The 26,480-nt window shown below is 65.3% G+C and carries 23 protein-coding genes and 1 pseudogene; 14 read left to right on the top strand and 10 right to left on the bottom strand.

The genetic code is table 11. The features are described from left to right. The first annotated feature begins 2 nt into the window (after nucleotides 1-2). Both ACNANG_RS09640 and secA read left to right on the top strand, forming a co-directional pair. Nucleotides 3-959, top strand: a complete 957-nt coding sequence (locus ACNANG_RS09640; RefSeq protein ID WP_420227013.1) for a peptidoglycan DD-metalloendopeptidase family protein — start codon at nucleotides 3-5, stop codon at nucleotides 957-959. A gap of 176 nt (nucleotides 960-1,135) precedes the next feature. Then, the gene (gene secA, locus ACNANG_RS09635; protein ID WP_420227012.1) at nucleotides 1,136-3,880 is read left to right on the top strand and encodes a preprotein translocase subunit SecA; all 2,745 of its coding nucleotides are present in this window, start codon (nucleotides 1,136-1,138) and stop codon (nucleotides 3,878-3,880) included. A 290-nt stretch (nucleotides 3,881-4,170) separates the two neighbouring features. Here the strand turns inward: secA and ACNANG_RS09630 are convergent, their stop codons facing one another. The 7 genes and pseudogenes from ACNANG_RS09630 to ACNANG_RS09600 all read right to left on the bottom strand — a co-directional run bounded on the left by ACNANG_RS09630 (nucleotide 4,171) and on the right by ACNANG_RS09600 (nucleotide 10,864). Beyond that, entirely contained in the window at nucleotides 4,171-4,866 is a 696-nt protein-coding gene (locus tag ACNANG_RS09630) for an alpha/beta fold hydrolase (RefSeq protein WP_420227011.1), read from the bottom strand. Beyond that, complete coding sequence (mgtE, locus tag ACNANG_RS09625; protein ID WP_420227497.1) at nucleotides 4,866-6,335, bottom strand: magnesium transporter; 1,470 nt, start codon at nucleotides 6,333-6,335, stop codon at nucleotides 4,866-4,868. The genes ACNANG_RS09630 and mgtE overlap by 1 nt, the downstream gene beginning before the upstream one ends. Before the next feature lie 261 nt (nucleotides 6,336-6,596). Continuing rightward, entirely contained in the window at nucleotides 6,597-7,385 is a 789-nt protein-coding gene (gene mtgA, locus ACNANG_RS09620) for a monofunctional biosynthetic peptidoglycan transglycosylase (RefSeq protein WP_420227010.1), read from the bottom strand. Between the two features lie 3 nt (nucleotides 7,386-7,388). Then, nucleotides 7,389-8,247, bottom strand: a pseudogene (aroE, locus tag ACNANG_RS09615) (shikimate dehydrogenase). Beyond that, nucleotides 8,247-9,077, bottom strand: coding sequence for an energy transducer TonB (locus ACNANG_RS09610; RefSeq protein WP_420227009.1), 831 nt, complete (start codon nucleotides 9,075-9,077; stop codon nucleotides 8,247-8,249). The pseudogene aroE and the gene ACNANG_RS09610 overlap by 1 nt, the downstream one beginning before the upstream one ends. Nucleotides 9,078-9,444: 367 nt before the next feature. Then, complete coding sequence (locus ACNANG_RS09605) at nucleotides 9,445-10,410, bottom strand: NAD(P)-dependent oxidoreductase (RefSeq protein ID WP_420227008.1); 966 nt, start codon at nucleotides 10,408-10,410, stop codon at nucleotides 9,445-9,447. 19 nt (nucleotides 10,411-10,429) lie between these two features. Further along, nucleotides 10,430-10,864: a VOC family protein gene (locus tag ACNANG_RS09600; protein WP_420227007.1), complete on the bottom strand. Its 435-nt coding sequence runs from the start codon at nucleotides 10,862-10,864 to the stop codon at nucleotides 10,430-10,432. A 220-nt stretch (nucleotides 10,865-11,084) separates the two neighbouring features. On the opposite strand from ACNANG_RS09600, the gene ACNANG_RS09595 reads away from it, so the two are divergent. The 5 genes from ACNANG_RS09595 (at nucleotide 11,085) to ACNANG_RS09575 (ending at nucleotide 15,023) form a co-directional block, all read left to right on the top strand. Beyond that, nucleotides 11,085-12,074 carry a Bug family tripartite tricarboxylate transporter substrate binding protein gene (locus ACNANG_RS09595; protein WP_420227006.1) on the top strand — a complete coding sequence of 330 codons (990 nt, stop codon included), beginning with the start codon at nucleotides 11,085-11,087 and terminating at the stop codon, nucleotides 12,072-12,074. Nucleotides 12,075-12,150: 76 nt separating this feature from the next. Next, on the top strand, nucleotides 12,151-13,374 hold the full coding sequence (locus ACNANG_RS09590) for an FAD-dependent oxidoreductase (RefSeq protein ID WP_420227005.1): 1,224 nt from the start codon (nucleotides 12,151-12,153) through the stop codon (nucleotides 13,372-13,374). Continuing rightward, nucleotides 13,361-13,864, top strand: a complete 504-nt coding sequence (locus ACNANG_RS09585) for an alpha/beta hydrolase (RefSeq protein WP_420227004.1) — start codon at nucleotides 13,361-13,363, stop codon at nucleotides 13,862-13,864. The genes ACNANG_RS09590 and ACNANG_RS09585 overlap by 14 nt, the downstream gene beginning before the upstream one ends. Beyond that, on the top strand, nucleotides 13,816-14,298 hold the full coding sequence (locus tag ACNANG_RS09580; RefSeq protein WP_420227003.1) for an alpha/beta hydrolase: 483 nt from the start codon (nucleotides 13,816-13,818) through the stop codon (nucleotides 14,296-14,298). Before ACNANG_RS09585 ends, ACNANG_RS09580 begins: the two co-directional genes overlap by 49 nt. A gap of 71 nt (nucleotides 14,299-14,369) precedes the next feature. Then, on the top strand, nucleotides 14,370-15,023 hold the full coding sequence (locus ACNANG_RS09575) for a GntR family transcriptional regulator (protein ID WP_420227002.1): 654 nt from the start codon (nucleotides 14,370-14,372) through the stop codon (nucleotides 15,021-15,023). A gap of 154 nt (nucleotides 15,024-15,177) precedes the next feature. On the opposite strand, the gene ACNANG_RS09570 is transcribed toward ACNANG_RS09575, so the two are convergent. Genes ACNANG_RS09570 through mpl form a run of 3 tightly spaced genes read right to left on the bottom strand, consistent with a single transcriptional unit; the run spans nucleotide 15,178 to nucleotide 19,454 of the window. Next, on the bottom strand, nucleotides 15,178-17,298 hold the full coding sequence (locus tag ACNANG_RS09570) for a ribonuclease catalytic domain-containing protein (RefSeq protein WP_420227001.1): 2,121 nt from the start codon (nucleotides 17,296-17,298) through the stop codon (nucleotides 15,178-15,180). A gap of 30 nt (nucleotides 17,299-17,328) precedes the next feature. Beyond that, nucleotides 17,329-17,958 (bottom strand): YqiA/YcfP family alpha/beta fold hydrolase, encoded by a 630-nt coding sequence (locus tag ACNANG_RS09565; RefSeq protein WP_420227000.1) that lies wholly within the window; start codon nucleotides 17,956-17,958, stop codon nucleotides 17,329-17,331. Then, nucleotides 17,955-19,454, bottom strand: coding sequence for a UDP-N-acetylmuramate:L-alanyl-gamma-D-glutamyl-meso-diaminopimelate ligase (mpl, locus tag ACNANG_RS09560; protein ID WP_420226999.1), 1,500 nt, complete (start codon nucleotides 19,452-19,454; stop codon nucleotides 17,955-17,957). Before mpl ends, ACNANG_RS09565 begins: the two co-directional genes overlap by 4 nt. 276 nt (nucleotides 19,455-19,730) lie before the next feature. Between mpl and ACNANG_RS09555 the strand changes: the two genes are divergently transcribed. The 7 genes from ACNANG_RS09555 to ACNANG_RS09525 all read left to right on the top strand — a co-directional run bounded on the left by ACNANG_RS09555 (nucleotide 19,731) and on the right by ACNANG_RS09525 (nucleotide 26,477). After that, nucleotides 19,731-20,300 (top strand): hypothetical protein, encoded by a 570-nt coding sequence (locus tag ACNANG_RS09555; RefSeq protein WP_420226998.1) that lies wholly within the window; start codon nucleotides 19,731-19,733, stop codon nucleotides 20,298-20,300. Then, nucleotides 20,297-20,818 (top strand): TlpA family protein disulfide reductase, encoded by a 522-nt coding sequence (locus ACNANG_RS09550; protein WP_420226997.1) that lies wholly within the window; start codon nucleotides 20,297-20,299, stop codon nucleotides 20,816-20,818. Before ACNANG_RS09555 ends, ACNANG_RS09550 begins: the two co-directional genes overlap by 4 nt. A gap of 125 nt (nucleotides 20,819-20,943) precedes the next feature. Next, nucleotides 20,944-21,378 carry a type II 3-dehydroquinate dehydratase gene (aroQ, locus tag ACNANG_RS09545; protein WP_420226996.1) on the top strand — a complete coding sequence of 145 codons (435 nt, stop codon included), beginning with the start codon at nucleotides 20,944-20,946 and terminating at the stop codon, nucleotides 21,376-21,378. Nucleotides 21,379-21,402: 24 nt separating this feature from the next. Then, nucleotides 21,403-21,876 carry an acetyl-CoA carboxylase biotin carboxyl carrier protein gene (accB, locus tag ACNANG_RS09540; RefSeq protein WP_420226995.1) on the top strand — a complete coding sequence of 158 codons (474 nt, stop codon included), beginning with the start codon at nucleotides 21,403-21,405 and terminating at the stop codon, nucleotides 21,874-21,876. A gap of 147 nt (nucleotides 21,877-22,023) precedes the next feature. Continuing rightward, complete coding sequence (gene accC, locus ACNANG_RS09535; protein ID WP_420226994.1) at nucleotides 22,024-23,373, top strand: acetyl-CoA carboxylase biotin carboxylase subunit; 1,350 nt, start codon at nucleotides 22,024-22,026, stop codon at nucleotides 23,371-23,373. A 9-nt stretch (nucleotides 23,374-23,382) separates the two neighbouring features. After that, nucleotides 23,383-24,285 (top strand): 50S ribosomal protein L11 methyltransferase, encoded by a 903-nt coding sequence (gene prmA, locus ACNANG_RS09530; protein WP_420226993.1) that lies wholly within the window; start codon nucleotides 23,383-23,385, stop codon nucleotides 24,283-24,285. Between the two features lie 8 nt (nucleotides 24,286-24,293). Continuing rightward, nucleotides 24,294-26,477, top strand: coding sequence for a DUF3426 domain-containing protein (locus tag ACNANG_RS09525; RefSeq protein WP_420226992.1), 2,184 nt, complete (start codon nucleotides 24,294-24,296; stop codon nucleotides 26,475-26,477). Nucleotides 26,478-26,480 lie beyond the last annotated feature (3 nt).

Below are 26,480 nucleotides of genomic sequence, written 5' to 3'. Positions count from 1 at the left end.
AAGTGCAGATCATCATAGTGCATCCGCGCTTGCGCCAGGCACGCACGCTCACCATCACGCCGCGTCTTGCGGCGGGCGCGGCAGCGGCCCTGCTGGCCGCGGTGGCGCTTGGCGCGCTGCTGCTGCATGCGGTCACCGCCAGCACCGACAGCGTGCTGCCGTGGCAGGAAACGACCGCGCGGGTCGAATCCGACGAGGCCCGCCAGGAAGCGGCCATGCGCGAAAACATCAACCAGCTCGCCCGCCGCGTTGGCGAAATGCAGGCGAAGCTGGTCCAGCTCGACGCCCTGGGTGAACGGGTCGCGGGTCTGGCAGGCGTCACGCCCACCTTCAACATGAAGCGCAACCCCGGACGCGGCGGCCTGCTGGTCGATCCGCACGAGCTGTCGCGCAAGGATGTCAGCACCGAGCTGGACCGGCTGGAAGCGCAACTGGCCGAGCGGTCGGACTACCTGAGCGTGCTCGACGCCCAACTGACAACGCTGTCGGTGCGCAAATCCATGACGCCCACTGTCCTGCCGGTGTCCCAAGGCGTGCATGTGTCCAGCTTCGGCTGGCGGCTCGACCCGTTCACGGGCTCGCGGTCGCTGCATGAAGGCATCGATTTCACCGCCCCCACCGGCACGCCTATCGTGGCGGCGGCGGGCGGCGTGGTGCAGGCGGCCGAGCACCATGCGGGATACGGTTACATGATCGATCTGGATCATGGCAACGACCTGGTCACCCGGTACGCGCACACCTCGCGCCTGCTGGTCAAGGCCGGCGATCTGGTCAAGCGCGGCCAGAAGATCGCGCTCGTCGGCAGCACCGGGCGGTCCACCGGGCCGCATCTGCACTTCGAGGTGCGGATTTCGGGCGTCGCGGTCGATCCCAATATGTTCCTGGTCCATGGCCCGGGCAAGCAGCCCGTGCCCAATGCGCCGGTGATCGCCACGTTGCCCGCGCAGCCACTGGACTGACCGGTGCGCCCTCGGCGCACGCATGGCCGCTCGTTCGCGGCCAGCCTGGACACTTACGGCCGCCCCCGCGCGGCCGTTTGGCCACTACGGTGCTAAACTCGTCGGCTTCCCTCTATCTATAGGCTGGGTCGTTGCGCCAGTGGTTCGGCGCCCCGGTTCCTTGCAGACATCGCGCAATGGTTTCCTCTCTGCTCAAGAAATTATTCGGCAGCCGTAATGACCGGCTCCTGAAGCAGTACGGCAAGTTGGTTGAGCGCATCAATGCGCTGGAATCCCAGACCGCTGCCCTTACCGACGAGCAACTCGCCGCCCGCACCCAGGAATTCAAGCAGCGCTACCAGAATGGCGAGACGCTGGACGACCTGCTGCCCGAAGCGTTCGCCGTGGTGCGCGAAGGCGGCAAGCGCGTGCTGGGCATGCGCCACTTCGACGTGCAGCTGCTTGGCGGCATCGTGCTGCATTCCGGCCGCATCGCCGAAATGCGCACGGGTGAAGGCAAGACGCTGGTCGCGACCCTGCCCACCTACCTGAACGCGCTGGCCGGCAAAGGCGTGCACGTGGTCACGGTCAACGACTACCTGGCTACCCGCGACGCGGCCTGGATGGGGCGGCTGTACCGCTTCCTGGGCCTGTCGATCGGCGTCGTGGTCTCGCAGCAGGACAATGACGAGAAGAAGGCTGCCTACCAGGCCGACATCACGTATGGCACGAACAACGAGTTCGGCTTCGACTACCTGCGCGACAACATGGAATACCAGGTCCAGGACCGCCGCCAGCGCGACCTGTTCTTTGCCGTGGTCGACGAAGTGGACTCGATCCTGATTGACGAGGCGCGCACGCCGCTGATCATCTCGGGTCAGGCCGAAGACCACACCGAGATGTACATCCGCATGAACGCGGTGCCGCCGCTGCTCACGCGCATGGCGTCCGAACCCAAGACTAACGAACCCGAACCCGAAGGCGACTTCTGGGTGGACGAGAAAGGCAACCAGCTTTTCCTGTCCGAAGCCGGCCACGAAAAGGCCGAAGAAATCCTGGAACGCCAGGGTCTGCTGCCGCCGGGTGAATCGCTGTACGAACCGCGCCACATCTCGCTGATGCATCACCTGATGGCGGCGCTGCGCGCGCACAACCTGTTCCACCGCGACCAGCACTATGTGGTGCAGGACGGCGAAGTGGTGATCGTTGATGAATTCACGGGCCGCCTGATGGTGGGCCGCCGCTGGTCCGACGGCCTGCACCAGGCGGTCGAAGCCAAGGAAGGCGCCAAGATCCAGAACGAGAACCAGACGCTTGCGTCGATCACGTTCCAGAACTACTTCCGCATGTACAACAAGCTGTCCGGCATGACGGGCACGGCCGACACCGAAGCGTTCGAATTCCAGGAAATCTATCGCCTGGAAACGATCATCATGCCGACCAACCGTCCGATGATCCGGAAAGACCAGAACGACCAGGTCTTCAAGACGGCGCAGGAAAAGTACAACGCGATCCTGGAAGACATCCGGGACTGCCAGCAGCGCAATCAGCCGGTGCTGGTCGGAACGACCAGCATCGAAAACTCCGAACTGCTGTCCGACATGCTGACCAAGGCCAAGCTGAAGCACGAAGTGCTGAATGCCAAGCAGCATGCCCGCGAAGCCGAGATCGTGGCCGAAGCCGGCAAGCCAGGCCGCATCACGATCGCCACCAACATGGCAGGCCGGGGTACCGACATCGTGCTGGGCGGCAGCGTAGAAAAGCAGATCGACCTGATCCGTGCGAACGATGCGCTGACCGAAGATGCCAAGGAAGCGCAGATCGCGACCGTGCGGGCCGAATGGAAGCCCCTGAACGAGGTGGTGAAGCAGGCCGGCGGCCTGCGCATCATCGGTACCGAACGTCACGAATCGCGCCGGATCGACAACCAGCTGCGGGGCCGTGCCGGCCGCCAGGGCGACCCCGGGTCGTCGCGCTTCTACCTGTCGCTGGAAGACCCGTTGATGCGCATCTTCGCGGGCGATCGCGTGCGCGGCATCATGGAACGGCTGAAGCTGCCCGAAGGCGAGCCGATCGAAGCCGGCATGGTGTCCCGGTCGATCGAGACCGCTCAGCGCAAGGTCGAAGGCCGCAACTTCGACATCCGGAAGCAACTGCTTGAATACGACGACGTGTCGAACGAGCAGCGCAAGGTGATCTACGCGCAGCGCAACGAAGTGCTCGAAGCCACGTCGATTTCCGACATGGTCTCGAACCTGCGCGAGGCTGCCTTCACCGACGTCTTCCGCAGCTACGTGCCGGAAAATTCGGTCGAAGAGCAATGGGACATCGCGGGCCTGGAAAAGGTGCTGGAACTGGAATGGCAGACACCGATGCCGCTGGCCAGCATCGTCGACGCCGAACCCAACCTGACCGACGAAGACCTGCTGGAACGCGTGGTGCAGACGGCCAACGACAGCTACCGCAGCAAGGTTGCGCTGGTGGGCGACGAGATGTGGGCGCAATTCGAACGGTCGATCATGCTGCAGTCGATCGACACGCACTGGCGTGAACACCTGTCGTCGCTGGACCACCTGCGCCAGGGTATCCATCTGCGCGGCTATGCGCAGAAGAACCCGAAGCAGGAATACAAGCGCGAAGCCTACGAACTGTTCTCGGGCATGCTGGACCGCATTCGCAACGAAGTGGTCAAGGTGCTGATGACCGTGCGGGTGCAGTCGCCTGAACAGGTCGAGCAGGCCGAAGACCTGGCCCAGCCGCAAGTGCAGAACGTGCAATATCACCACTCGGACTACGACGAAGCCATGGCGGCGGCGGAAGCGAGTACGGATCGCAGCGGCGAAGACACCGTGCGCAATCTGGTGCCGAAGGTGGGACGCAATGATCCGTGCCCGTGTGGCAGTGGAAAGAAATACAAGCAGTGCCACGGCAAGCTGGATTGACCCCCCTGGGCGCTGCGCGCCTCCCCCAGGGGGCGGCACTGGCGGACTGGCAAAGCCAGATCCGCTGTGCCCCAGTCTAGGGCAGAGTGGGGCCACGGGTGGTTTGTTTGAAGGAATGCCCCACGGGCGCTTCGTGCCTCCCCAGATCCGCCGCGTCCTGGATTGGGGGCGGGGTCGTACTTGAAGTGGTTTGCTTGGTTTGAATGAAGAATGCCCGCAATGGTTTTGCGGGCATTTTTTTGGGCTGGACGGTTGCGCCTTGGCGGGCTGTAGGTCGTAGGGCGAGTTTGTTACCAGTTCAGCCAGTCGCGCAGCAGCTGGCTGGTGGCTTCGGGTTGTTCCAGGGCGGGCAGGTGGCCGCAGGCCTGGAAGGTGTGCAGGCGCGAGCCGGGAATGGCGGCGCGCAGGGCTTGGGCGTCGCTGGGTGGGGTCAGGACGTCGTGGTCGCCAACCGCGATCAGGGTGGGAACATTGATCGTTGCCAGTAGGGGGCGGGAGTCGGGGCGGCCAAGGATGGCAAGTTGCTGGCGCATGAAGGCGGGGCCGCCCACGCGCAGGGCCATGGCTTTGACTTCGGTGCCGACGGGGCCGGCCACGTGCGAGGCGTGGACCAGCCGGGGCAGCAGGCGGGTCGTGACGCCGCGGAACTGGCCAACTTCCAGGGACGCGATGCCGGCGCGGCGCTCAGCGATCTTGTCGGGGTGATCGGGGGTGGCGCGCGTGTCGAACAGGGCCAGGCGGGTGACGCGGTCGGGCGCCTGGCGCAGGATCTCGAAGGCCACGTAGCCGCCCATGGACAGGGCCGCCAGTGCAAATCGATCCGGGGCGGCGGCCAGCGTGCGCCGGGCCATGTCGGCGATCGTGTCGTCCAGGGTCAGGTCGGCGATCCGCGGGTCGGCAACGTCCGACAGGTCGTCTGCCTGCGCGCGCCACAGGGCGTCGTCACAAAGCAGACCGGGCAGAAAGACAAGGGGCGTTCGGGTCATCACAGCAGGAACACCGTCGCCAGTCCCAGAAAGATGAAAAAGCCCATGGTATCGGTCGCAAACGTCAGCAGCACCGACGATCCGATGGCGGGGTCCTTGCCGAAGCGGGTGCGGGTCAGGGGCACCAGCATGCCGATGCTGGCGCCGACCAGCAGGTTCAGCACCATGGCCGACATCATCACCAGGCCCAATGAATAGCGGCCCGAAATGGCCCACGCGAACAGCGCCGCGACCAGTCCGCCGCCAATGCCGACCACCAGGGCGATCTGCAATTCACGGCGCACGAGCTTGGACACGTTGGCGCTGTTGATCCGGCCTACCGCCAGTGCCCGGATGATCAGGGTCATGGTCTGGTTGCCCGAATTCCCGCCAATGCCGGCCACGATCGACATCAGAAAGGCCAGGATGACGATGTGTCCGACGGTGTCTTCGAAACGCGACGCCACGAACGATGCGATGGCGGCGGTGCACAGGTTAACCAACAGCCACGGCGCGCGGTTGCGGATGGCTTGCGACACCGGCGCAAAAATGTCTTCTTCGCCCAGACCGGCCTTGGACAGGGCCTGTTCATCGGACGCTTCGCGGATCACGTCCACGACGTCGTTCACGGTCACGCGGCCGATCAGGCGGCCTACGGCGTCGACCACCGGGGCCGACACCAGGTCATAGCGTTCGAATGCGGCGGCGGCTTCGTCGGCTTCGTCCAGCGGTGCCAGGGTCAGAATCTCGGTGTCCATGACGTCGGTCACCAGCCGTTCCGGATCCGTCACCAGCAGGCGGTTGATCGGCAGACCGCCAATCAGCTTTTCCTGGCGGTCGACGATAAAGATCTGGTCGGTATGGTCGGGCAGTTCCTGCAGCCGGCGCAGATAGCGCAGCACGACTTCCAGCGTCACGTCGCTGCGCACCCGGACCATTTCGAAGTCCATGATCGCGCCCACCGAATCTTCGGGGTAGCTCATGACCGCGGTCAGCCGGGCCCGCTCTTCGTCGGTCAAGCCCTTCTGGACTTCCGCCACCACTTCGGGCGGCAGGTCGGGAGCCAGGTCGGCCAGTTCGTCGGCTTCCAAATTTTCGGTCGCCGCAACCAGCTCCTGCTGGTCCATGGTCGAGATCAGCGACTCGCGAACCCAGTCGGCCACTTCCAGCAGGATCTCGCCATCGCGGTCGGCCCGCACCAGTTGCCAGATGCTCTGGCGATCGTCTTTGGGCAGCGATTCCAGAATGAAGGCGACGTCGGCCGAATGCAGGTCGTCGAGCAGGGCGCTCAGTTCGGCGTCGTGCTGGCGATGGACAAGGGCTTCGACAAGGGGACCGCGGCTGTCGCCGACTTCCTGGCGGTGGACCAGATCCGCCACCAGATGTTGGCGGCGCAACAGTTCCTGGACGTGTTCCAGGGCTTCCTGGGCGTCTTCGGGTTCGAGCCGGTTACGCTCGAGCGACTTGTGGGTGTGAACGGATTCGACCATCGCGCGGGGAAAGGCAAAACGGGTCCGCACGAGCCGGGCGCCTGACCGTCATGCGCGAGGGCGCGTCAGTCAGAGCGGGCGGGTGCGAGATCCGGAATTCAGGAAACCGGCACTGCGGGCTGGGATGCTTGGGGGTGGCGGTAAGGCCATTCCGGTGAGCGGCGAGGAGGCGCCGCGGAGTCAACGAAGCGAGGATTGTACGCGGGCGGTTGCTCTTCCGTCATTGCAGCAAGGAGGCCGTCCCGCTTTGTTGCAATTGCGTCAGGGGATGGGCGTGCCGGCCATGCGGCGCACCAGCGTATCCGTGCGCGACGCCAGGTAGGCGGACCCCGGATGCTGGTCGTAGAAGCGGGGCCGCGGCAGCATCGAAGCAAGCCGCGCGGACTGATAGGCGGTCAGATTGCTGGCTGACGTGCGGAAGTAATGGCGGGCCGCGGCTTCGGCGCCGAATACGCCTTCGCCCCATTCCGCAATGTTCAGGTACAGCTCAAGAATCCGCTCTTTGCTCATGACCGTTTCGATCATGTAGGTAATGACGACTTCCTGCGCCTTGCGCACGTAATTGCGCGAATTGGACAGGAACAGATTCTTGGCGACCTGCTGGGTAATGGTCGATCCGCCGCGCACGGGCTTGGACGGCGGTTTGCGGCCGCGGGCCAGGGCGCGTTCGGTGGCCTCGGCCAGCTGGCGGTTGTGCTCGTAGGCGCGCTCGATGGCGTCCCAATCGATGCCGCCATGCTCGATGAAGTTGGCGTCTTCGGCCGCGATGGCCGCACGTTTGAGGTTGTTGCTGATGCGGCCGTAATCGACCCATTGATATTGCAGCCGGCGATTGGGATCGGTCGTCTGCAGACGCGACAGTTCATTGCGCATGACCGAGGTGCTCGCGGGCGCCTGGTAGGCATACCACACCACCCAGCCGAACAGCCACGCCTGGTACAGCACGACCAGCAGCAGAAAGACGCCCAGGATCTTGAACACGGTTCCGACCACCCCGCGCTTGCGGGTCTTCGTGCCTTTCCCTGCCGCTGCCGCCTTGCGTGCCGCCATCGTTCAGGCGCCCGTCTGCAACATCGCACGCAGCGACGACAGCACGGGCGCCGTCTGCGGACGCACGCCACGCCACAAAAGAAGCTTTCGGCCGCCTGCTCGACCAGCATGCCCAGACCGTCGGCCGTGCGCGCGGCGCCATCTGCCGTGGCCTGGCGCATGAACGCCGTCGGCTGCGCGGCATACATCATGTCGTAGGCCAGCGAGTCCGGCGCATACAGCCCCGAAGGAAGGTCGGGCGCGGTATCGCCCAGGCTGCTTGCCGTGGCATTGATGACCACATCCCACTGGCTGTGCAGCATGATGCCGCTGGTCGTGCCACCGGCGCTCAAACGCGCCGCCGCAGGATGATCGGCAAATGCCCGCACCAGTTCATGCGCGCGTTCTTCGGTGCGATTGACCACATGCAGCCGCTGCGCACCCGCCGACAACAAGGGCAGCACTACGCCCCGCGCCGCGCCGCCCGCGCCCACCAGCAGCACGCGCGCGCGATCCAGCGCGACGCCCAGGCGCCCCAGGTCGCGCAGCAGACCCACGCCATCCGTATTGCAGCCGTGGAATTCGCCGTGCTTGACCCACAGGGTGTTGACCGCGCCCGCCGCCATCGCCCGCGGCGTCTGCCGGCCGCGCGTCAGTTCGAAGGCTTCCATCTTGAACGGCACTGTCACGTTCAGGCCGGCTCCCCCGTCGAGAAGAACTCGTCGACCGTATGCGGAAAGGCATCGACCGGGGCCGCCAGCCGTTCATAGACCATGTTCTGGCCGGTCTGGCCCGCGAAAGCCGCATGGATCTGGGGAGACTTGCTGTGCATGACCGGGTTGCCGATCACGGCGTAGCGCGAGGGGAGGTCGGTGGGGGCCATTAACCGGGTGTCGCTATCAAGGAGTCTTTGGTGAAGTGCCAGGTGCGCGTGATCGCGAGGATGTCGGTGTCTTTCGCGATCTGGGGCGGAAATGGCGGAAACGGCGCGGCCAGCGCCACGATGCGGCGGGCGGCGTCGTTCAGGACCTTGTGTTCCGACGGGCGATCGATGTCGAAGGAATCGATGCTGCCATCGGCCCGGATCAACACGGTCATCCGCAAGGACCCATACAGGCGGCCGCGTGCTTCTGGCGGATAGTTGCGGTTCCCCACCGCCTCGATCCGGGTGCGCCATTGGTCCACGTAGGTCGCAAAACGGTATTCGGACGTCGACGGCGCAAAGAAATGCTTGCGCGGCCGCTTGTTGTAGTCTTCGATGCGATTGGCAATCTCGGCGAACTGACGCGTCAGCTGATTCGCCCGCGTCTTGGCGTCCACCGGCTGCTGGGTCGGCACGCCATTGGCCCCTTCCGGCGCGGGCGGCGGCGCGACGTGCCGCTTCTGCGCCTCGACCTCGGCCGCCAGCAGGCGTTGCTGGGCTTCCAGCTGAGCCTGCTGCTGCTGCACGCTGGCCAGCATCTCGCCATCGCTGTTGGCGGCCGACCGCGGCACCGGCGCGGCGGCGCGGCCCCGATCGCTGTTGCCGCCGCCATCGCTGTTCACCTGGGCCAGCACGTCGGCCTTGGCCGGGGCAGATTTGGTCCCGGCATTGACCAGGATCACTTCCATCCCGATTTCCTGCGCCGTCGGCTTGGGCGGTTCGGGCGACGTGAAATGCACCGTCATCGCCAGGCCGTGCGTCAGCAGCGAAATCACCACCGCCGTGCGCATCAGGCGGTACCGGCGGTCGTGGAACAGGGACGCAATCGGGCCCGCCGGGCGGTCTGGGCGCCTGGGCGGCGGCGAGGATCGCGGCGCAGTCCGCGCTGCGCGGAGCAAAGCCGAAGGGCGAGAAGTCAAGGTAACTGGCACGCCGCAATTGTAGGGGCAAGTTACGGGACGGGTGCGGATCAAACCGCCACGGTGCGGCGTAAACAACGGCTGGACAGTTCGGGATGCTCGACCGTAGCGGCGCAATGCTCGACGCTGGTGAGCAGTTGCTGTGCGCGAGGTGGAAGGCGGCGGCTACGTGGTGATCCGAGGTGGCGGTGACCCAGTAGCTCGATGTGGCGTTGACGCAGTGGCGGGATAAGCCTGGCTAGGCGGTAACCCGATGCGCCGGCGCCTGACCCGCCACGATGGCTTCGATCGCCTGCACCACCACGTCGCGCTGCGCGAGGACGGACGCCGGCGACCGTCCCGACATATGCGGCGTGATCAGCACATTAGGATACGACGTCAATTCCGCCAGGAGGTCCGGTGACGGCAAGGGTTCTTCCTCCAGCACGTCCAGGCCTGCCCCCGCGATCGTGCCGCTGCGCAGCGCGTCCAGCAGATCCGCGGTCTTGAGCACCGACCCCCGCGCCACATTGATCACGAAACCCTTGGGACCCAGGGCGTCGAATGCCGGTTTCGACAGCAGATGCCGCGTGGCCGGGCCGCCGGGGCAGCAGGCGAACAGGAAATCGCTGGCCGCCGCCAGGCGGATGACGTCAGGGTGATAGGCGGCCTGGAAAGCCGCTTCGAGTTCGGGCTTGCGCCGGGGTGAGTGATAGGCGATCGACGCCCCGAACGCCGCTGCCCGCGCCGCCACCAACTGCCCGATCTGGCCCATTCCAAGGATGCCCACACGCGAACCGCTGAACGCCGGCCGCGAGGTCCGCAGGTCCATCCACGGCGTGCCGGTGCGCAAGGCCTGGTGCAGCGGCGCATAGCCCCGCGCCAGACTGAGCGCGAACCCCACCGCATGTTCCGCCACCGACACCGAATTCGTGCCGGGCCCGTGCGTGACCGTAATGTCCCGCTGCGCCGCCGCGGCAACATCGATGTTCTCGTATCCGGCGCCAATCGCCATGATCAGCTTGAGGTTCGGCATGCGGTCCATCAGCGCGGGCGCATAGCCAACGGTGCCATTGGTCAGCACGGCGACGGTGTCCACCAAGCCAGGTTCCGTCCAGTCCAGCGTGTCGGGCCCCTGTTCGTACAGATGCAGCCGGAAGCGGGATTGCAGCGCGGTGCGCATCGGACCGGACAGACCGATCAGCGCCAGGACGTCGTGGGACATGGAGAACCTATGGGAGGAGTCAGGGCAGGGTAGAAGGGACCGCCGAAGGGTCGACAGGGGCAACTTCCTTGACGGCACCCTTCCAGCCGCTTTCCGTGATGTCGAACACCGTGCCGTCGGGCATGCGGTATTTGACCTCATAAAAGACATTGGGGTCGGTTTCTTTGCGGCCCGTCAGATAGGTTCCGCCCGCCTCCATCACGCGCTGTTCGGCCTCTTCGAGATTGTCGACCCACATGCCGAAGTGGATCACTCCACGTACGTCCTTCAATCCCGCGTAGCCCGGCACGGTTTCGTTCGTGAAGTCGAGCAGCGCCACATTCATGACGCCATCGGTCATGTAGACCCCACGCATGGCCGGGCCCGCGCGTCGCATGCCAAACGCCTTTTCGAAAAACTGCGCGGCCGCTTCCGGGTCGCTGACCGACAGCGCGATGTGCCTGAGTTTGTCCACGAGGTTGCTCCTACAGCCGGTACGCCAGCCAAGAAATAAACACTGTTGAAAAAATATTCCTGAATATATTATTGGTATACCCAAAGAAGAACAAGAGAACATTAGAGGTATGTTTGCGCACCAGATTGAGTTCTGGAATGCAAATTGCATTGCGTGGGTTGCATATCGCTGATGCCCCAATCGGGTGCGGCGTTCGTCTTCCATCCTTAGGGGTATCGCCATGACACGCAGGTCCTGCTTCATTGCCTCAAGCTTGCTCGCCGTCGTATCCGCGCTGACAACATCCGCCAGCAAGGCTGACACGCCCACCGCGGCATGGCCGACGCGGCCGGTCACGATCGTGGTGCCATTTGCCCCAGGAGGGAACACCGATCTGATGGCGCGTCTGATCGGCGAGCGCCTGACAAAGTCACTGGGCGGGCCCTTCATCGTGGACAACAAAGGGGGCGCGGGCGGAACGATTGCGGCCGACTTCGTTGCGCGGGCACCCGCCGACGGCTACACGCTGTTCATGGCAACGCTGACGCAGATCTCTACGGCGCCCTTCACCAACAAGATCCGGTACGACCCGATCAAGGACTTTGTGCCGATCGCCAACGTGGGCGGCAATCCCTTCGTCATTACCGTCAGCACTCAGAAACCCTATAAGACCATGGCCGAGATGATCGAGTACGGCAGACGCAACCCTGGCAAATTGAACATGGGCAATGCGGGGGTCGGTGGCCTGACCCACCTATCGGGGTTGCTGTTTGCCCGGCGGGCCGGCATCGACGTGACCGAAGTGCCGTACAAGGGGGCGGCCCTGGCGCTTGCCGACGTGCTGAGCGGCCAGACCGACCTGTATTCCGGGAACCTGTCCGAAGTCCTTCCCTACGCCAACAATCCAAAGGTTCGGCTGATGGCGGTGTCGAGCAAGTCGCGCATCCGGCAACTGCCTGACGTACCCACGGTCACGGAGCTGTTTCCCGATGCGCAGCCGGTCGAAACGTGGAACGGCCTGGTCGGACCCGCCGGCATGCCAGGCGCCATCGTCGACAGGATCGCCGATGCCGTCATGGAGGCGCATGCGTCCCCTGATTTCCAGAAGCGCCTGGAAGACGCCGGGATCACCCCGTTGCCGGAGGCCAGGGCGGCTTTCGCGCAGCGTATCCGGAACGACATCGCGACGTGGAAGCCGATCGTCGAACACGCGGGCATCAAGCCGGAATGACGGCGCCGGGCGCGGGCGGATCCCTCCGTCGCGCCCGGCTTTCCCTGAGCCAGGACATTCAAAGGAGATGAGCAGCATGAAACATGGACAACCGCAGCGCGTGCTGATTGCCGGCGCCGGCCCCGTCGGCATGGTGTGCGCCCTGGCCTTGCATCGGCAAGGCATTCCGGTAACGGTGTTCGAGCAGGAAGCCGGGCCCGTCCACGACCAGCGGGCTGCGTCGTTGCACCCGACCACGCTCGACATGCTGGACGAACTGGGCGTGACGCAAACCATCGTGCCACGGGGCCTGGTGTCCGACACCTATCAGTACCGCGATCGCGTCAGCGGCGACCTGATCGCGGAGTTCGACCTCTCGACGATGGCAGACGTTTTCCGCTTTCCCTACGTCTTGCAGTACGAGCAATACAAGTTGACGCATGACATTGCGCAGACCTATGCCGATCAGTCCGACTTTGATGTGCGATATGCGCATCGGCTGCGATCCGTCGTGCAGCACGACGGCGGCGTGGACATCGAAGTCGAGGGTCCGGAGGGTATCGAGCGCCATTCGGGCGCCTATCTGATCGGCGCGGACGGCGGCCGCAGCACGGTGCGCAAGGCGGCGGGTATTGCGTTCGAAGGCTTTACTTACCAGGAACGCTTCATCAAGATCGCCACCGACTTCGACTTTCAATCCGGCCATCCGGATTACGCGTACCGTAATTATTTTTCCGATCCCGACGAATGGTGCAACCTGTTCAAGGTGCGCGGCGAGGACGGCGCCGGCCTGTGGCGCGCGATCTTTCCCACACGGGCGGATGAGACGGAGGCCGAGGCGCTGAGTCCCGAAGGCATCGAAGCGCGGCTGCAGAAATTCTTTCCCAAGGCCGGGCGCTACGACGTTGCCTATGTCAACGTCTACAACGTCAGCCAACGGGTTGCCGCAACCTTTCATCGGGGCCGCATCCTGCTGGTCGGCGACGCCGCCCATGTCAACAATCCGATCGGCGGCATGGGCATGAATGGCGGGATCCACGACGCGATCAATCTGGCGGGCAAGCTGGCCGATGTGCTGCGGCACGGCGCGGACGACGCTCGCCTGGACCAGTACAGCCGCCAGCGACGCCACGCCGCGGTGTCGTTCGTGCAGGCCCAGACGATCGCCAACAAGAAGCTGCTTGAAGAAAAGGATCCGGCCAGCCGGCAGGCCAAGTTTGACGAACTGCGCCGCACGGCTTCCAATCCGGAATCCGCCCGCCGCTATATGCGCCGGGCTTCCCTTCTCGAAAGCCTGGAAACCGCCAATGCCATCGACTGATGCTTCCCGCGCCGTGAATCCGCTCGAACCCTTGGGCAGCCTGCCGCCCGACCAGGCCGCCTTGCTCGAATCGATCGGCCCGATCTGGGGCACCGACATCAATGGGTTCCGCGACGTCGTCTTTAATGCCTATACGCCCTTGGTATCGGCCACGCCCAAAGACGGCATGACCATGCACAAGGACCTGGCGTACGGCGCAAGCGCCCGGCAGGTGCTGGACGTCTTCCAGCCGGACAGCGCCCATGATGCTGACGTGGTCGTTTTCGTGCATGGCGGCGCCTTCATCCGGGGCGCCAAGAGTTCGAACGGCCACATCTACGACAACGTGTGCTGGTGGTTCGCGCGCCAGGGATGCGTAGCTGTAAATGTTGAATACCGCCTGGCGGCTGAAGCGCCGTTTCCGGGGGTACCGAAGACGTCGCGGCGGCGGTGGATTGGGTCGTGGCCAACATTGCCTCGTTCGGCGGAAACCCGCGCCGGGTCTTCCTGATCGGCCATTCGGCTGGCGGCACGCACGTGGCCAGCTACTGCTTCGACCCCAACCATCCGCGCCGTGCGGCGGCGGAAGTCCGCGGCGCCATTCTGATCAGCGGCCGGCTGCAGGCGGACGCGCTGGCAGGCAATCCCAACGCCAAGGCGGTCCAGGCCTATTTTGGCGAAGACGCGTCGACGTATGCGCTGCGTTCGCCCGCCACCCACGCCGCCCATTGGGATCTGCCCGTAATGGTCGTGATCGCGCAATACGAAAATCCGTATCTTGATCTGTATGGCGTGGCCTTCGTGCAAAGCCTGTGCGAAGCCCGCGGCAAGGTGCCCCGATTCCTGCAGATGCGCAAACACAATCACACGTCGATCGTGGCCCATTTCGACAGTGGCGAGGAACTGCTGGGACGCGAGATCCTGGATTTCATGCGCACTGCGTGATCGTGTATCTTTCAGGGTCCACGCCCGCGCCCGGACCTTCCCGCAGGCGGTCCGGCTCAATCCAGGCAGTCATGTCCACCATTTCGTCCAAACTTTCCAAACTGCTCGCTGCACAGATTGTCGATGGCACCTACCCTCCGGGCGCGAAGCTCGAAGAGCGGGTGCTGGCCGAAAAATTCGAGGTGTCGCGCACCCCGATCCGGGAAGCGCTGCGGGAGCTGGGAAGCAAAGGGCTGGTGGAAGTGGTGCCGCGGCGCGGTGTGGTGGTCGCGCGCATCGGCGTTGGCGAACTGGCCAAGCTGCTGGAGGCGGACTGTGAACTGGAAGCGCTGTGCGCCCGCCGCGCCGCCGAATGCATGACCGCGATGGAAAAGAAAGAACTCGAATTCATTTTCGAGCAAAGCACGACGCTTAGCCGGGATGGCGACATCGACGCCTACCTGGCCAACAATCGCCAATTCCACAACCTGATTCTGGTTGGTGCGCACAACGATGTGCTGACCGGCATGGTGGCGGATCTGCGTGAGCGGCTTGCCCCTTTCCGCCAGGCCCAGTCGCAGGTCGATGATCGCCTGCAGATCTCGCACGATGACCACGCCGCCATTGTCCAGGCGATTCTTGCCGGCGATTGCGAAGGGGCGTACAACGCGACGCGCAGCCATCATGCGCGGCTGGGCAATAGCGTACTGCGCCTGATCCGCAGCCGGCAGGACGTGGCGGCTTGATGCAGAAATGGGTGCCCCAGGGCACCCATTTTTCTTTACGGCGGTGTGGACGGTCGCCCGCCGGCCGGTCATCGCTGCGGCTAGTCACCGCAGCGGTTGGTCACCGCTGCGGCGGGTCATCGCTGCAGCCGGTCATCAACGCGGCCGGTCATTCCTATGGCCGGTCATTCCTGCTTCGCGCCTTCGCTCTGCGCGCCGTCCCCCCGTCTCCCGGCGCCGCCGCGGCGTCATCATTGACGACATCCAGCGGCAGATCATTCGCATCCGGGCCATCGGCCGCTTCGACCTCGGCAGTTTCGGCCACGGCTTCGGGGCTGACGTCGCCGGTGGCCAGTTCCACGTCGGTGTCCACGGGCAGGGGCTCGTCTTCCGGGGCTTCCAGCGCGTCGGTCTGCACCACTTCCACAAAGCGGCAGTCCAGTTCCAGGTCCAGCTCGTCGCTGCCCATGATGTCGAGCAGCACGGTCTGGCCGCGCTGGAGCGCGGGCAGACCGCCCACACGCGTGAACAACGGCACGTCCTTGAGGCGGACGGCGTCTTCGCGCAGCACGACGGCTTCGGCGCGGGTCACGCCTTCCTGCTTGAGCCAGCGCAGGCACCAGAAACGTTCCATCTGCTGCTGGAAGTCGGAATACGCGGAATACTTTGCGTCGAAGTTGCTGATGATGGCGAACAGGTCGGCCTCGCGCGGCTTGAAGGGCGCCACCAGGCGGGCCGATACGCCGTGTTCGACGGCGGCCAGCAGCTGCCCCTGGTTGACCAGGTCGACATACCGGCGCAGCGGCGAGGTGCACCACGCGTATTGCGGCACGCCGATCGAGTCGTGCGGCGCGGCCACGGTGCTCATGCGCACGCGGCCCATCTGCTGCGACCGATAGATGCCGGGCACCCCGCAACTGGCGAGCAGTCCGCCCCACAGGTTATTGGCCAGGATCATGTATTCGGCCACCATGCGGTCCAGCGGCGCATTGCGCTTGCGCTGCACGATGCGGACGGTGGCTTCATCGGGCAGGTCGGGGTCGCCGTCCACGTAAAAGCTGAAGTCGACGCGATTGTTCAGTTCCGGACGGCCACGGACGGCGTCCCGTTTGGCGGACAGCTTTTGCGCAAGATTCCACAGCGGGCGGAACAGGGCGGCGTAGGGCAGGTCGGACGCGGGGTCATCCAGCGCGGCTTCGCTGACCGATTCGTCAAGCAGGTTGTGGCGCAGGTTCTCCTTGACGACGACGCGTTCGATGCGCGTTTCGCTGGCGAGGATGTCACCGGTGGCCGGGTCGGCCGTCACGTACAAGGACAGCGCTGGCACGGGCTTGCCGGCATCGAGCGAAAACGCCGCGATCACTTCGTCCGGCTGCATCGGGATCTTTTCGCCGGGCATGTACACGGTGGACATGCGGCCCCGCGCCAACAGGTCGAGCGGGCTGTCGCGGGTCACGCTCAGGGCCGGCGCGGCGATGTGGATGCCGACTCGCACGTTGCCGTCGGCCAGCGTTTCCACCGACAGGGCGTCGTCGATTTCGGTCGTGGTGACATCGTCGATGGAATACGCGTCGACCGTGGCCAGTGGCAATTCTGCGGCTACCGGCGGCACCGTCACAGGTGCAAAGGCCGTGCCTTTCGGAAAGTGTTCACCATGAAAACGGCGCTTGTGGATGGACAGGGCGCTGGGAAAGGCGCCCAGGTTCAGCAGCAGACGGTCCGGACGGATCTGGATCTGCGTGCAGGCCATGTCGAAGGCCTTCCACTCTTGCGTGTTCTTGTCCGGCTTGAACAGCAGGATGTCGGCCATGCGCGTCATGGCCTCGGGCAGGGTGCCCGCCTTCATTTCATCGGCCCAGGCCTGCTGCTGTTCGGCCTGGCGCTTCTTCTTTTCGACCGCGGCCAGCGCGGCGGCCAGAATGTCGGGCGGCGCCGGACGGAACTTGCCCTTGCCGCGCCGATGGAAATACACCGGCGCGCCATGCAGGCGGAACAACAGCGCGGCCTGTTCGACGGGGCCGGGCTTGTGGCCAAAATACTCTTCGGCCAGGGCCGGAACATCAAAGTCTTCTTTCGGCGCGCATTCCCACAGGAATTCCAGGTCGAGGTCGCCCGAGGCGGCCTCGGCTTCCTTGACCAGCGCGTCGGGCGATGGCTTGTCGAACCGCAGGATCACTGCGGTCTTCTTGATCTTGCTGCGTTTGCCGGAGGTGGCTTCGACCTGCAGGCTGGCGTCGGTTTCGCTCAGCAGGGTGGCTGCCTTGAAACCGCCGTCATCCTCGTATAAGACATGCATTGCTAACAATCCTGCTGCGCCAGCGGCGCGTTATTCGTCATTGGGGGCATGCGGATGCGGGGCATCGGCAAAGGCCAGCACTTCGGGCAGCCAGGTCGCAAAATCGGCGATGCCATGGTCGCTGCCTTCGATGATGCGTTGGCGGGCGCCGGCGTAGAAATCCCGCATTTCAGTCCAGTCGAGCACTTCATCGCCCGTGGCGGCCACCAGAAAGTAGCGGTCGGGGTCCGTGATGCGCGGGACTTCCATGGCCTTGAGTTCGTCGACATAGGCCGGCGTGAACACAAAGGGCTGGTTGTCATGATAAGAGGTGTGTTCGCCCACTTGGGTGGCCAGGTCCCGCGCGGCGTGGACCGCTGGGTTGAGCAACACGGCGCGGCACCCCAGGCGTTCGGCCAGCCAGGTGGCATAGTAGCCGCCCAAGGACGATCCGATGATGGTCAGGCCAGTCCGCGGGCGGTCCGGCGACTGCCGCACCCCGGCCCGCCGCTGCAGGTCGGCGGCCAGCGATTCCGCCAGTTCGACGGCAAGCCGGGGGCTGGCGGGCAGGACAGGGCAGGCCCATTCGTCGCTGCGCCCCTGGGCGGCCATGACCTGCGCCAGCAACCGCGCCTTGAAGGATTCGGGCGATGAACGGAACCCGTGCAGATACAGGATCATGGCGTGGGACCCTTGGCGGAAGACGCTGCATGGGGACCAGAACCCGCCGCCCCTGTCGCGTCCGCGGCGCCCACGGTCTGCGAGCCACCTTGCGCGAATCGCCCATCAAACCTTGACGCCAGCGCCGCCAGCAGCTTGTCATGCACGCCGCCAAAGCCGCCATTGCTCATGACCAGCACATGATCGCCCGGCGCGGCGTCCGCCGACACCGCCGCAACCAGCGCCTGCAGGTCGCTGAACACCTGCGCCTTGCTGCCCAGGGGCGCCAGGGCGTCCGCCGCCGACCAGCCCAGCGCCTGCTTGCCGTCGGTCGCGCCAAAGCAAAAGACACGGTCGGCCTGCTGCAGTGACGCGGGCAGTTGCGCTTTCATGGCGCCCAGTTTCATGGTGTTCGAGCGCGGTTCCAGCACGGCCAGGATGCGGCCGGCCGGCATGCGCCGGCGCAGCCCGGCCACGGTCGTCTCGATCGCAGTCGGGTGATGCGCGAAATCGTCATAGACACGAATGTCGGCCACCGTACCGCGCAGTTCCATGCGGCGTTTGACCCCCGCGAAACGGCTGAGCGCCGCGGTCGCGTCGGCAGGCGATACGCCCACGTGGTCAGCGGCAGCGATGGCCGCCAGCGCGTTCATCCGGTTGTGCGCGCCGCTCAATGCCCAGCGCACCGTGCCCACCGCGGATCCGCGCAGGGCCACGTCAAATGCCCCGTCATCCTGTTCGGCGCCAGCCTGCCAGTCGCCATCGGCGCCGAAGGCGACGGTGTCCGACCAGCAGCCTCGCGCCAGCACGCGATCGATCGCGGGGGTATGCGTCGGGGCGATGATCCGGCCGGACATGGGTACGGTCCGGACCAGATGATGGAATTGCGTTTCGATCGCCGCGAGATCCGGAAAGATGTCGGCGTGGTCGTATTCCAGGTTGTTCAGCACCACCGTTCGCGCGCGGTAATGCACGAACTTCGACCGCTTGTCGAAAAAGGCGGTGTCGTATTCATCCGCCTCGATCGCGAACACATTGCGGCCGGCGGCGGCGGGAGCGGGCGTGGTGCCCAGCCGCGCCGACATGCCAAAGTCCTGCGGCACGCCGCCCACCAGGAACGATGGCGCCAGTCCGGCTTGATCCAGGATCCACGCCAGCATGGCGGTGGTGGTGGTCTTGCCATGTGTCCCCGCGATGGCCAGCACGTGGCGGCCGGCCAGCACATGCTCGCCCAGCCATTGCGGGCCGGACGTGTACGGCAGGCCGGCGTCGAGAATGGCTTCCATCAGCGGGTTGCCACGGGTCACCACGTTGCCGATCACGAACAGGTCGGGCCGCAGCGCAAGCTGGTCGGCGCCGAAGCCTTCGATCAGGTCGATGCCCTGTTCGGTCAGCTGGGTGCTCATGGGCGGATAGACGCCCGCGTCGCAACCGGTCACCCGGTGGCCGGCCGCCCGGGCGATCAGCGCCAGGCCGCCCATGAAGGTGCCGCAGATGCCAAGGATGTGTAGGTGCATGTCCGGAAGTCCGCGCGGTGCGGCGCGTATCAGCTTAGGGAGGGGGATTGTAGAGCGTCTTGCGCCGCGAGCCCGCATGCGGGCAGGCCAAAACTGTCCATGCAGCGCCGCTGGACGGCGGTGGGGCGCGCGATGGGCCGGAGGGTAACAAGGCGCAAGACGTCCTGGCGGCGGCATGTTGGCGCGGCGTCCAGGAAGTATCATGAGAGGTCGCATTCTTGGAGCAATCATGACGCACCCCTTTTGCGCCAGGAAATCGCCGCGGCGGCGGCCCGCATGATCGCCGAAGACGGCCTGGACTACAGCACGGCCAAACGCAAGGCCATCAAGCAGCTGGTAGGCCCCGGCACCCTTGCCCGCGGCGACCTCCTGCCCGACAACGACGAGATCGAAACCGAAGTGCGCGAGTACCAGGCCTTGTACATGGGCGATACGCAGCCCATGCGGCTGGCTCGCCTGCGGCAGGTCGCGCTGTCGGTCATGGAACGGCTGGCCATCTTCCGTCCGTACTTGGTCGGGCCGGTCTGGACAGGCACGGCGGGCGAACATTCCGATATCTATCTGCAGTGTTTCGTCGACTCGTCCAAAGAGGTCGAGATCTACCTGATCAACCATAGCATCCAGTATGAAGTGGGCGAACGTCCAGACTTCCGTGGCGGCCGGAAGATGGTCGAAGCGCTGTACTTCATGTGGCAGGACGAGGGCGTGGTGCTGAGCATCTACGACAGCCATGCCTTGCGCGGCGCATTGCGCACCGGTGCCGACGGGCGTCCCGAACGCGCCAATGCCAAGGCGCTCGAACGGCTGATCAACGAAACCGCCGCATCCCCGGGAGACGACCAATGAATCGCCGACGCGCGCTGACCTTCGCTGGTGTTGGCGCCCTGGCCGCGGTAGCCGGTGGCACACTGGCCTGGCAACGCCTGGCCCCAGGCGCCGCGGGAGACAAAGCCGTCAACATCCTGTTTGCGCAGCGCCTGACTGCCCTGGATGGTTCGGAACAGGCTTTGTCCCAGTGGCAAGGCCGGCCCCTGGTAGTCAATTTTTGGGCAACGTGGTGCGCCCCCTGCGTCGACGAAATGCCAGAACTGGATGCGCTGCAGGCCGAACTGAAGGACTCGGCGCAATTCATTGGCATCGGCATCGATTCAGCCGCCAACATGAAGCGATTTGTTGAAAAAGTGGCGGTCCGCTACCCCTTGCTGGTCGCGGGCAATGTCGGAACGGAACTGGCACGCGAACTTGGCAATACCAGCGGTGGATTGCCTTTTACCGTGGTGATCGACGAAAAAGGCGCGCTTATCCATCAATACGCGGGGCGGATCCACGTGGATACTCTGCGTCGGGTCATACGGGATGCCTGACACGTCATCGCCAGGACGTTTCTGACCCACACAATCAAGATAAATCCGCATTTTGGTTACACTTGATGGACAATACAGGGTGAATCGCGTAAAAATCGCGCCCTTCTGACTCGCTTACAGGCACCATGGCCATACGCATCCTCGTCTTGCACGGCCCGAACCTGAACCTGCTCGGCACCCGTGAACCCGATATCTATGGGTCGACGACGATGGCCGATATCGATGCCCGCCTGGCAGCGCTTGCGCAGGCAAGCGGCGCCGTGACCGCCTCCTATCAAAGCAATCATGAAGGCGCGTTGATCGATCGCATTCAGGCTGCGCGGGAAGATGGGACCGACTTCATCGTCATCAACCCGGCGGCGTTCACGCATACCAGTGTCGGTATACGGGACGCGTTGGCAGCCGTGGGCCTTCCGTTCATCGAGGTCCATCTGTCGAACGTCCACAAACGGGAAGCGTTCAGGCATCACTCCTATTTCTCCGATCTGGCCGTGGGTGTGATTGCCGGGCTGGGTGCCGATGGCTACGAAGCGGCAGTGCGCTACGCACTGACGCACTAAAAGAATTTTGTTAGGGAACCATCCATGGATCTCCGAAAGCTGAAAACCTTGATCGACCTCGTTGCCGAGTCCGGTATTGCCGAACTGGAAATCACCGAGGGCGAGGGCAAGGTCCGTATCGTCAAGTTTGCGCAGGGTGGGCAGGTTGGCGTGATGTCCGGCGTGCAGCCTTACTCCGTCGCGCCGCAGGCTGCCCCGCCAGCTGCCGCCGCCGCGCCCGCGCCCGTCGCCGAAGCCGCACCGGTGGCGGCTCCGGCCCCAACGGGCCACGCCGTCAAGTCGCCCATGGTCGGCACCTTCTACCGCGCGCCCAACCCCGGCTCGCCGGTGTTTGTCGAAGTGGGCCAGACCGTCAAGGAAGGCGACCCGCTCTGCATCATCGAAGCCATGAAGCTGCTGAACGAGATCGAAGCCGACAAGTCGGGCGTGATCAAGGAAATCCTGGTCGAAAACGGCCAGCCGGTCGAATACGGCCAACCGCTGTTCATCATCGGCTGATTCCGGTCAGCCTCCCGCGCCGCATGACGCCTGGGGCGATGCGGCGCCGCAATGACGTATCTGTCGGGGCGCACGCGCCCGCGTGGCGCGGGTCGCCAGGACGCGGCCAGGCCGCGCGCCCCGACGTTTCCAGGACATCCGTTCATCATGTTTGAAAAGATCCTGATCGCCAATCGCGGGGAAATCGCCCTGCGTATCCAGCGCGCGTGCCGCGAGCTGGGCATCAAGACGGTGGTCGTCCATTCCGAGGCCGATCGCGAGGCCAAGTACGTGAAGCTGGCCGACGAATCGGTCTGCATCGGCCCCGCGCCATCGCGGGAAAGCTATCTGAACATGCCCGCGATCATTTCCGCGGCCGAAGTCACCGACGCCGAAGCGATCCACCCGGGCTACGGGTTCCTTTCCGAAAACGCCGACTTCGCGGAACGTGTTGAAAAGAGCGGCTTCGTGTTCATCGGTCCGAAGCCCGAAACGATCCGCCTGATGGGCGACAAGGTCAGCGCCAAGCAGGCCATGATTGCCGCCGGCGTGCCGGTCGTGCCAGGTTCCGAAGGCGCCTTGCCCGAAGACCCCAAGGAAATCATCCAGATCGCCCGCAAGGTCGGCTATCCCGTCATCATCAAGGCGGCAGGTGGCGGCGGCGGACGCGGGATGCGTGTGGTGCACACCGAGGCGGCTTTGTTGAACGCCGTGACGATGACCCGCTCCGAAGCGGGCGCCGCGTTCAACAACCCCGAGGTCTACATGGAAAAGTTCCTCGAGAACCCCCGCCATGTGGAAATCCAGGTCCTGTCCGACGGCCAGCGTGGCGCGGTGTGGCTGGGCGAGCGCGACTGCTCGATGCAGCGGCGTCACCAGAAAATCATCGAAGAAGCCCCGGCGCCGCACATCCCGCGCCGCCTGATCGACCGGATCGGCGATCGCTGCGCCGATGCCTGCCGCAAGATGGGCTATCGCGGCGCCGGCACGTTCGAATTCCTGTACGAAAACGGCGAGTTCTATTTCATCGAAATGAACACGCGGATCCAGGTGGAGCATCCGGTCACGGAAGCCATTACCGGTGTCGACCTCGTGCAGGAACAGATCTACATCGCCTGCGGCGAAAAGCTGCGCCTGCGTCAGCGCGACATCATCTTCCGTGGCCATGCCATCGAATGCCGGATCAACGCCGAAGATGCCTTCCGGTTCACGCCCAGCCCGGGCCGCATCCTGAACTGGCACGTGCCTGGCGGTCCCGGCATCCGTGTCGACTCGCATGTGTACGCGGGCTATTTCGTGCCGCCGAACTACGACTCGATGATCGCCAAGGTCATTTCGTACGGCGACACGCGCGAGCAGGCCCTTGCCCGCATGCGCATCGCGCTGTCCGAAATGGCGGTCGAAGGTATTTCCACCAACATCGCGCTGCACCGCGAACTGCTCCAGGATGCCCGCTTCATCGAAGGCGGCACGAACATCCATTACCTGGAACACCGTCTGTCGCAGCGTCCGGAATAAGATCGCCCCATGCGTGAACTCGTCTTCGATTGTCCCGAGCAACTGGCGGAAGCCCTGTCCGACGCGCTGCTCGACGCAGGCATCCTGTCGGTGTCCGTCGAAGACGCCGACTTTGGCACCGAAGCCGAGCAGCCGCTGTTTGGCGAGCCCGGGCTGGAGCCGACCACCCAGGCCTGGAGCCGGAACCGCGTCGTCGCGCTGCTGCCCGACGGCGAAGATCCGGCCCTGATGCTGGAATCGGCCTGCGCCGCCACGGGTATTGCCGAGGTGCCCGCGTGGTCGCTGCGGGACGTGCCCGATGCCGACTGGGTGCGCCTGACGCAATCGCAGTTCGACCCCATTTCGATCGACGACCGGATCTGGATCGTGCCCTCGTGGCATGAAGTACCCGAACTGGGTGATGCGATTTCGATCCGGCTGGACCCGGGCCTGGCCTTCGGCACGGGCAGCCATCCGACCACGCACCTGTGCCTGTCGTGGCTGGCGCGTCATCTGCAGGCTGGCCAGCGCGTGCTGGACTACGGATGCGGTTCGGGCATCCTGGCGATCGCCGCCCGCAAGTTGGGCGCGGGCGACACTGTCGGCATCGACATCGACCCGCAAGCAGTGCAATCCGCGCAAGACAACGCGTCGGCCAATGGCGTGGTGATCGAAGCCGGTCTGCCCGACATGCTGCCAGGCTGGCATGCCGATGTAGTCGTTGCCAACATCCTGTCCAATCCTTTGAAAGTGTTGGCGCCCATGTTGTGCGAACGGGTGGTCGAAGGCGGCCATCTGGTGCTGTCGGGCGTGCTGGAACGCCAGGCCGAGGAAGTGGCGGCCTTCTATGCGCCGTGGATCCAGCTCAGCGTCTGGCGCTCGCTCGATGGCTGGGTCTGCCTGCATGGGCAGCGCACCACCCTGGCCGGCTGAGCGCGACCATGGCGCTGGCGACTCGCTGCCCCAAGTGCGGCACCACGTTTCGTGTGGTGCGCGACCAGATCAAGCTGCGTGAAGGCTGGGTGCGTTGCGGCGTGTGCTCCACGCCGTTCGACAGCCATGCGTCGCTGATCGAGATCGACGTGCCGGCCTCCCCGGCGCCCGTGGAACCGCCGGTGGCGGCGCAAGCCCCGGTCGCTGCGCCGCATTCGGCCCAGCCCGCGCCGCCTGCGCCTGACCCGATCGAAGACCACCCGGCGGTGTTGCGCACGCGGGTGCCGCGCGCGCCGGTTCCGGTGGACGGCCACGCGGCGGCTGCCGGATCGGGACTGGCAGATGGCGAGACAGGGTTGGCTCGCGACGACGGGGCTGGCTTCGGCCCGGTGCCCGATCTGTATCCTGCTGCCGATGCGGCACGCCGTGCCGCGTTGCCGGTGGAGCCGCGGCCGACGGCGCCTGCGTTCATGCCTGCAGGTTCCGCGCCTGCCGGATCGACGGGGCCTGCTGCATCACGGGCGCCTGCTGCGTCACCGGCGCCTGCTGCATCCCGGGCGCCTGCTGCGTCACCGGAGCCTGCTGCACCACCGGCGCCTGCTGCGCCACCAGCACCTGCTGCACCACCGGCGCCTAGTGCACCATCGTTGCCCGTTGCACCGTCGTCGCCTGTTGCAGCACCGTCGCCCGTCGCACCGTCGTCGTCCCTCGCACCACCGTCGCCCGTGGCACCGCCGGGGCCTGGTGCACCATCGCCCGCACGTGGCCCCTTCGTCCCGAATTCGACCTTCCGCGCCGACACCGAGGCCGCGTCCGCTGCGCACTTGCGTGCTGCGCTCGAGCATGGCGCCGCTGCGTCGGGGCGCACCGAGCCGACCGTGTGGGCCGGCGAGTCGGGGGCCAGCGCACATACCGGTTTGAGAGGCGCCGAGCCCTCGATGCGCGCCAACGAACCAACGTTCGATCCGCAGATTGCATCGCTGCGCGCCAACGAACCGTCGTTCGAACCACGCCCGGCTTCGCCACGGGGCAACGAACCGGCCTTCGAGCCACGCCCGGCATCGCCACGGGGTACCGAACCGGCCTTCGAGCCAGGCCCGGCATCGCCACGGGGTACCGAACCGTCGTTCGAACCACGCCCGGCTTCGCCACGGGGCAACGAACCGTCGTTCGAGTCACCTCCTGCATCGCCGCGAGCCAACAAGCCTTCTTTGGAGCCGCGTCCTGCGCCTTCCCGCAGGACCGACCCGTTGTTCGAGCGCGCCGATCCCTCGCCGCGTGGCGCCGAACCTTCCTTCTCCGATCCCTCGCCGCGTGGCACGGAACCTTCCTTCTCCAATCCCTCGCCGCGTGGCACGGAACCTTCTCTCGGCGATGCCGCGCCGCGCGCGACCGAACCCAGCTTCAGTACGCCACCGTTGTCTCGCAACGATCGTGAACCGCACTTCGTCATTGGCGATATGCGCGATGGCGCGCCCGACGACGATGCGGATGACGACCGTGCGCATGCCCCCGCAAGCGGCGCGTCCCCAGACGCAGCCCCCGACAGCCACCCTCCCTCGTCGCCCGGCTTCATGGCGACCCCTGACGACGCCGAGCCTTCGCCGTGGCGCTGGGTCTGGATCGTCCTGGCGACGCTGGCCGTGCTTGCCCTGTTGGGCCAGTCGATCTGGCTCTATCGCACCGAGCTGGCCACGTGGTTCCCGGCCATGCGGCCCGCGCTGGAAAAGGCCTGCGTGCAGTTGGACTGCACCGTCAGCTATCCGCGCGATCCGCGGCAACTGACCATCGAATCATCGGCGCTGGAAACCTGGTCGCCCGAGGCAGCGGCCGGCGCGGACGGCGCACCGGCGACCGGTGCCGCCGCGAACCCGTCCGACCCGGGCGCCATCGGCGCGTCGGCCACGCCGGCAGCCGTACCGTCAGCCACTCCTGGCGTGCGCCATCTTGCGCTGCGGGTGACCCTGCGCAATCGCGCGAAGCACCCGCAGCCGTGGCCCGCGCTGGAACTGTCGTTGACCGATTTTTCCGAAACCGTGGTGGCGCGGCGCGTGTTGCTGCCATCCACCTATCTGCCGCCGCAGCAACTGGCCGATCCGATCCCCGCGGGGCAAGAACGATCGCTGCGCATTCCGATCGACACCACGGAAGCGCGTGCCAGCGGCTATCGTGTTGCCGCCTTCTTTCCTTGAATT

Origin of the sequence: Pigmentiphaga litoralis (assembly GCF_048632615.1) — a bacterium.
GTDB classification, from domain to species: Bacteria; Pseudomonadota; Gammaproteobacteria; order Burkholderiales; family Burkholderiaceae_B; genus Pigmentiphaga; species Pigmentiphaga litoralis_B.
Note: the sequence above shows the minus strand (reverse complement) of the source record. Positions and strands in the feature narration are given on the sequence as shown.